General features: G+C 34.1%; 8 protein-coding genes. 2 read left to right on the top strand and 6 right to left on the bottom strand.

Annotation, left to right across the window (positions count from 1 at the left end):
* Positions 1-794 precede the first annotated feature (794 nt).
* Entirely contained in the window at positions 795-1691 is an 897-nt protein-coding gene (locus I5677_RS17000) for an AraC family transcriptional regulator (protein ID WP_197662846.1), read from the top strand.
* Between the two features lie 76 nt (positions 1692-1767).
* Here I5677_RS17000 and I5677_RS16995 read toward each other — a convergent pair whose 3' ends face one another.
* From I5677_RS16995 to I5677_RS16980, 6 genes are all read right to left on the bottom strand, one after another.
* Positions 1768-2760, bottom strand: a complete 993-nt coding sequence (locus I5677_RS16995) for a hypothetical protein (protein ID WP_197662845.1) — start codon at positions 2758-2760, stop codon at positions 1768-1770.
* Between the two features lie 74 nt (positions 2761-2834).
* The gene (locus I5677_RS16990; RefSeq protein WP_197662844.1) at positions 2835-3401 is read right to left on the bottom strand and encodes a GNAT family N-acetyltransferase; all 567 of its coding nucleotides are present in this window, start codon (positions 3399-3401) and stop codon (positions 2835-2837) included.
* A gap of 79 nt (positions 3402-3480) precedes the next feature.
* The gene (locus tag I5677_RS17555; protein WP_408632548.1) at positions 3481-3573 is read right to left on the bottom strand and encodes a hypothetical protein; all 93 of its coding nucleotides are present in this window, start codon (positions 3571-3573) and stop codon (positions 3481-3483) included.
* Between the two features lie 11 nt (positions 3574-3584).
* Positions 3585-3788, bottom strand: coding sequence for a DUF6886 family protein (locus I5677_RS16985; protein WP_197662843.1), 204 nt, complete (start codon positions 3786-3788; stop codon positions 3585-3587).
* The gene (locus tag I5677_RS17550; RefSeq protein ID WP_408632547.1) at positions 3761-3952 is read right to left on the bottom strand and encodes a DUF6886 family protein; all 192 of its coding nucleotides are present in this window, start codon (positions 3950-3952) and stop codon (positions 3761-3763) included. The genes I5677_RS16985 and I5677_RS17550 overlap by 28 nt, the downstream gene beginning before the upstream one ends.
* Positions 3953-4259: 307 nt before the next feature.
* Positions 4260-5192, bottom strand: coding sequence for a helix-turn-helix transcriptional regulator (locus I5677_RS16980; protein WP_197662842.1), 933 nt, complete (start codon positions 5190-5192; stop codon positions 4260-4262).
* Between the two features lie 119 nt (positions 5193-5311).
* On the opposite strand from I5677_RS16980, the gene I5677_RS16975 reads away from it, so the two are divergent.
* On the top strand, positions 5312-5803 hold the full coding sequence (locus I5677_RS16975; RefSeq protein ID WP_197662841.1) for a cysteine hydrolase family protein: 492 nt from the start codon (positions 5312-5314) through the stop codon (positions 5801-5803).
* The last annotated feature ends 391 nt before the right edge of the window (positions 5804-6194 follow it).

Below are 6194 nucleotides of genomic sequence, written 5' to 3'. Positions count from 1 at the left end.
TTAGTATCATCTCTGATACATCTAATGAAAATCTATTTTTGGAGCCATGTGATAACTCCATATTTTTAGAATTTTCAGGGTTGTTTCACTGTTCAATTATCAAGGTTCATGATCATTAAAACACTACTGTTTCAATGTTTTTATCAGCTTTTATTTTGCTGCCGACAAGAAATTATTCTATCATATATTCTGTGTTATGTCAACCACTTTTTTAAATAATTTTTATTTCTTAATTATCTAAACTCCTTTGTGGTTGCGCCTCATCAACGGCGGAAGCTAATCTTACTACATCTGTAGAATAAAGTCAAGTACAAATTACATTAATATTATATCCAATTTATGTCACTCGTACTCATAAGACTAATTATTATGATATTTATCTATGTTACTACCATAATACCTATCGCACCCACCCCTAATTAGCGGCGGAAGTTCATAATACTATATTAAGAGGATAAAGTCAACTATAAATTGTATTAATTTTATATTCAATTATTTACAATTATAGTTTTACTATCTTTACATAAACCTCCTATTCTAGGACCTCCTCTTTTCCCTCTTATCTATAGAAAAAAGATAACGATATAATAAGTCATTCCAATCATATAACATCCAATTTATAGTTAGCCGTTCAGTAACATCTCGTTAAAGAACAAAACACATCACAAAAGTCTTGCCATACATTTTTACAAAGAGTATTCTATTATTAGATTAGAAGCTAGCATTATCGTGCAGAAACTGCAAGGTAAGAGCGATGACATTTTGCTATACTCATGTTGAAAGGAGGGAGATATATGGAATGGCTGGATCATATGAACAATGCGATTAGTTATATTGAAGATCATCTGGATGAGAAAATTGATTATACAAAAGTTGCACAGGCCGCCTGCTGTTCGGTATATCATTTTCAACGAATGTTCTCATATATGGCTAGCATTCCACTATCGGAATACGTTAGAAGGAGGCGAATGACTCTTGCTGCATTTGAGCTTCAAAACAGCGAGATCAAGGTGATCGATCTTGCATTAAAGTTTGGCTATGATTCTCCGGAAGCCTTTACACGAGCTTTTCAGATCTTGCATGGCGTTTCGCCTTCAACCGCACGTAAACGAGGCATATGTATTAAAGCTTATCCCCGTATTTCCTTTCAAATAACAATAAAAGGAGATAGTGAAATGAATTACAGAATTGAACAAAAAGAAGCTTTTGAGGTCTATGGTATTGAAAGGGTGTTTGATACGAATGATAATATACATTTAAAAGAAATACCTTCTTTCTGGAGTGAAATGTTACACAACGGGTCCTACGACAAACTGGCTGCTTCAACAGGAATTGATAGCACTCATGATAATGGATTGTGCCATGTGAACGCTATTTGCGGGTATCGCCATATGGATGGCACTACCTTCCCTTACATGTTATGTACAATGAAGACAGAAAAAAGTAACACACAAGGTTATACCACTGTACAGGTTCCGGCAGCTACGTGGGCAATTTTCACCAATGAGCCACATAGTATTGAAGAAATCAGTGCTGCTACGCAGCTTCTAAACAGCCGTGTATACACCGATTGGCTACCTACCTCTAATTACGAAAAACTAGATGGATATGAATTAGAAATGTATTATGAGGACAAAGATGAGAATTATTATGAAGAGATCTGGATTCGAGTTGTTCCAAAAAACATCTAAGTTTATCAATAAATATAAAGCAATATAGTCAAATGAACACCCCAGACATTCGGTATATATCAAATGTTTGGGGTGTTTATATTTGATTATGATCTATATAAGTCTTTAATATATTAAGAACTTCCATCGTACAATCAACTTTATTATTATACTTATATTTTCGGTTTGTTGAAAAATAACCGTAATACCCCCAGGGATCTTTTATCTGTGATCCATAATCCCATAAACCGTCTAGATCTCTGTTACTTAACAACCATTCCATGGCATTGCTTAGATAATCCTTCGTATTCCTAAATTGATTTATGTATTTTATTGTATGAAACCATCTTCTAGTTTTGTTAGAAGCAAAATCCTCAGGGAATTTATCAAGAGATTTGTCCCAAAAGTACCCATTTAAATATGCGTTTTTTCCATAATAATTGACCATGGCATCTTCCAAATTCCTTAATAAATCTTTGGACCTGGTTAATAACAAACTGATAGGAATGGGAATAAGTCTATCCTCCCTGGTTAAAAATATTTCATGCTGCGCCCGTTTATCCCTATCATGTGAATACTCACCGTCTGCAAAAGCGCAAGTAGCAATATAGTTCCATTCATTCCAAAGCCTGTCGCATAGGGGATTATTCGGCTTTATGCGTTCCGTATAGAAGGCTATTTCACTCATTTGCCAGGGTATTGCTCTTTCATTTTTATTATAAAGTTTTGTCTTAGATTTACCCTGTAAGAATTCTTCAAGATATTCCGACGCCATAAAAAGAATATCCTTGTCTTCTATAGTTAATCCTATATAAAGACACCTTTCAATAGCAACAAATGTAGTAGGAAATATACTTTTGCAGGAATAATCCTTATCTCTTAAAGGTCCCCAGGATCCATCCGGTAACTGTTCATCATACAACTGCATAACAATATCACTATGTAAAAAATCATTACGGAGTTCCATCAACTTTCTATCGTCATATTTATAATCCAGTAAATGAAATAATATCTTATACTTAACCGCAGGATAATTACACCAATGATAGAAATTTAATGCTATTGATTTAAATTCTTCTCTTGTTATCATATCCCACCTCCGATAAGTGATTTTCTTATTTTATATCAAATCTCCATAGATAAAGAGTTCTAATTTACATTGCTTTATTTCTTTAAATCCGATTTCAACAAGGAATATAAAATCAAATCAACAACACCATGTCCTTTCCATACAAACCCTTGCCGAATAATTCCTTCTTTCATAAATCCATTTCTCAGTAGTACATTCTGCGATTTTATATTCTCCGGCATAACATAGGCTTGTATGCGATTAATGCCGATATCGAAAAATAGGTAATCAGTCATAGCCTTAACAGCTTTCGTAGCAATTCCCTTCCCCCAAAATCGGTCATTCACTCTATAGCCTATTGATATCATATTGACATCTTTAGAATAGTCAAATATTTCAGCGACACCCACGATATTGTCAGGTTCATTGTTTAAGCATATTCCAAGAAATATTTCTTTTCCTTTATTAAAATCCCTTTCAAAATGTCCAATCATATTAGCAACAGTATCTTTATTCTTTTTAATCATTACCGGTGAGTATTGAAACAGGTTTTCATTGCTATAAATCTCGAAAAGGCTGTCAAGATCAGAAGCAACAATTTTCCTTAAAGTTATTTCATCTGTTACAATATGCGGAAATTGGTCAAATGGATTTTTACTCAAAATTATGATCCTCCTTTGTACTATTTAATTAATTAAAAGTTTAACCGTTTACAATATGATTTTGTGAAATCAAAAACAGCTAATTGATTTTCTCGGCATTCCCCATTCTATAAAACGACCAGTTTAATGATGATTTTCTTATCTCTTCAGCCAAGTTCCATAAATTCGGCATTACTCTGAGCTCTATTTTCTATTAAAAATTTCATCAAAGATATTCGAGATTATAATTTTGTTAATAGGCTTTTGATCTTTATCACTTATATAATAACCGGCTATTTCATCCTGTAAGTTAAAATCTCTAGGATCAAATTCATATACAAACAATGCAGTGTTTTTCATTACTTCAAACCACTTGTTTTCTATTGCAACAACATGTTGAACATCCATACTTGAGAAAAATCTGATTTTATCTTCTTCGGTGCTTCGATCGGTTGAATAATATGCGACACTCGTGGACAATCTCTAGGCGTTAAAAAATTAGGAAGACATTGCTCGGTTATAGCCCATACTAATCCCTTAGAATTATCAATATCTAAACGTTTCGTACCCATATACCCGGTGACTAGATGTGGTATCCATGTGGTGAGTTTATAACCCCAGTTCTTATCTCAGTTCAAAATAATACTTTTATTTTAATTTTTAAATATACGTTCATAATAATATAGACAGGTATATAATGTCAATTTAATACATATAAAATGACATTGCAAAATCTAGCTTGTCAATGGACTTAAGGATAAAGATTTTCTCACCGCATACAAGCGAAAAAATACTACCCGTCCATTTATAGGCCTGATAGTTGGAACGGAAAAAAAAGTGCAAGACAACTCATTTGTCTTTTTCGTCTTACTCCATGTATTAACTTTCGTATATGGTAGCTATATCATGTATTCTACGCTTCATTTCTGTGCGGATATGTAACGGCTCTAAACACTCACATTTATCCCCGAAACTGAAAAGAATATTGTAGTAGTAATCGTTCTCTATAAAAGGAAAACTAACAATATAATACTCATCACCGTCTGGCGAAAAGTGTTCATAAGTACAATAATCAAGTACCCTGTCCATGACAGATTTATGAATACGAATTTTGATTTTTGTTTGCATAGTTGCCAAGATATCAGTAAAATCCAACTGCGGTCTATGATAATCTCGTGGCGTAAAAAATTCCTCTTGTATTTGCAGGTTTGTTGTACGGGATAGTTTAAATAAGCGAAAATCATTTCTTTTATAGCAATAGCCTTGCCAATACCAATGACTACTTTTTAACACAAGTTGATACGGCTCGGCTGTTCGTGCGGTTTTATTTCCATAGCGGTCAGCATATTCAAACGAAAGTAGCTTGCTATCCTGTAAAGCTGTTCTAATAATTTCTAAATATAGTTGTATGTTCCTGTTACCCATCCACGGACTTAAATCTATATATAATTGATTTGCTTTTAATTCTATGTCGTTCGCTCTGTCGGCGGGGATAAAACTCTTGACTTTTGCAAGGGCGTTTACCAGTTCATTACCTCGTATCATGTTAGAAAGACTGGAAAGCCCCATCAAAATAGCAGAAAGATCGGCAGTCGAAAAAACCTTTCTATCAATTTTGTATTTCTGCATGATTTCAAAGCCGCCGCCCACTCCCGATGATCCGCGAACAGGAATACCCGCCATGTTGATAGTGTCTATGTCGCGGTAGATTGTGCGGGGTGAAACTTCAAACATATCTGCCAACTCCTGTGCGCCTATACGCTTTTTATCAAGGAGTATCATAATAATGCTAACAAGCCTGTCAATTTTCATCTGATAGCCGCCTTTCAAAATTTCTTGTAATCATTATAGATTGTTGCCATACTGTTGTCAACAATTGCAAGGTATAATAAAAAGCAAACAAATCAATCTACCTATCAGGAGGAAACGCTATGCAGAAAAAAGCCTTAGTAATAATCGATATTCAAAATGACATAACAAAGAATTACAAGGATGTTATTGGGAATGTCAATAAAGCTATTGATTGGGCAATCAATAATAATATTCATGTTATTTATATAAGGCATGAAAATTTATCAGCCGGCACGAGGACTTTTAAACCCAATACATATGGGTCTGAATTAGCTTCAGACTTGAAAATAGTATCAAAAAATGTGTTTACAAAATACAAAGGAAACGCATTAAGCTGTGAAGAATTTACAAACTTTATTAGTAAAAATGAAATATGTGATTTCTACATAGCAGGAGCAGATGCTGTTGCTTGTGTTAAATCAACCTGTTACAACTTACGTAAAGCAAATTATGGCGTTGATGTCCTATCAGATTGTATTACCAGTTATGATAAAAGGAAAATTGACGAAATGCTACGTTATTATGAAAATAAAGGTAGTAGAATTATTTGTTTGAATGACCTATTAATTTAAGCTCTTTCTATATTAACCGCATAGCACGGCGGACGTTTTTTCACCCGCCGCTTTGCTCGTTTATCGGTCAATGTCGTGCGCCCTGCTTGGTTGCTGTTCGCGCTGTTCCTGTCGCATGATACTGCTTCCATGAAGGCATTTTTAATTCTGACTTCGTCCTAAAGAAGAACTTTTCTATAAAGTAAAAAAGCTCCAAAGTCTTAGCTTTGAGCTCTATAATATAAAAAAACAGAAAACCCATTCAAGTTTTCTGCCTGTTTAATTATTGACTAAATCCTACACAAGAAAATGTTCATCCATTGAGTTCAAACTCTTCTGACTTCGTCCAAAGAGTTATCTCTTTCAACTGTAAACCTTTTTAGGTCAAGCCCTCGACCTATTAGTAACAGTC

This window comes from Mobilitalea sibirica, assembly GCF_015999265.1.
Classification (GTDB): Bacteria; Bacillota; Clostridia; order Lachnospirales; family Lachnospiraceae; genus Mobilitalea; species Mobilitalea sibirica.
Note: the sequence above shows the minus strand (reverse complement) of the source record. Positions and strands in the feature narration are given on the sequence as shown.

What these genes read in the sequence shown, in the direction of transcription:
- I5677_RS17000 (WP_197662846.1), top strand. Translation starts at nt 795, where the DNA reads ATGGAATGGCTGGATCATATGAACAATGCGATTAGTTATATTGAAGAT.
- I5677_RS16995 (WP_197662845.1), bottom strand. Translation starts at nt 2,760, where the DNA reads ATGATAACAAGAGAAGAATTTAAATCAATAGCATTAAATTTCTATCAT.
- I5677_RS17555 (WP_408632548.1), bottom strand. Translation starts at nt 3,573, where the DNA reads ATGCCGAATTTATGGAACTTGGCTGAAGAGATAAGAAAATCATCATTA.
- I5677_RS16985 (WP_197662843.1), bottom strand. Translation starts at nt 3,788, where the DNA reads ATGGATGTTCAACATGTTGTTGCAATAGAAAACAAGTGGTTTGAAGTA.
- I5677_RS17550 (WP_408632547.1), bottom strand. Translation starts at nt 3,952, where the DNA reads ATGGGTACGAAACGTTTAGATATTGATAATTCTAAGGGATTAGTATGG.
- I5677_RS16980 (WP_197662842.1), bottom strand. Translation starts at nt 5,192, where the DNA reads ATGAAAATTGACAGGCTTGTTAGCATTATTATGATACTCCTTGATAAA.
- I5677_RS16975 (WP_197662841.1), top strand. Translation starts at nt 5,312, where the DNA reads ATGCAGAAAAAAGCCTTAGTAATAATCGATATTCAAAATGACATAACA.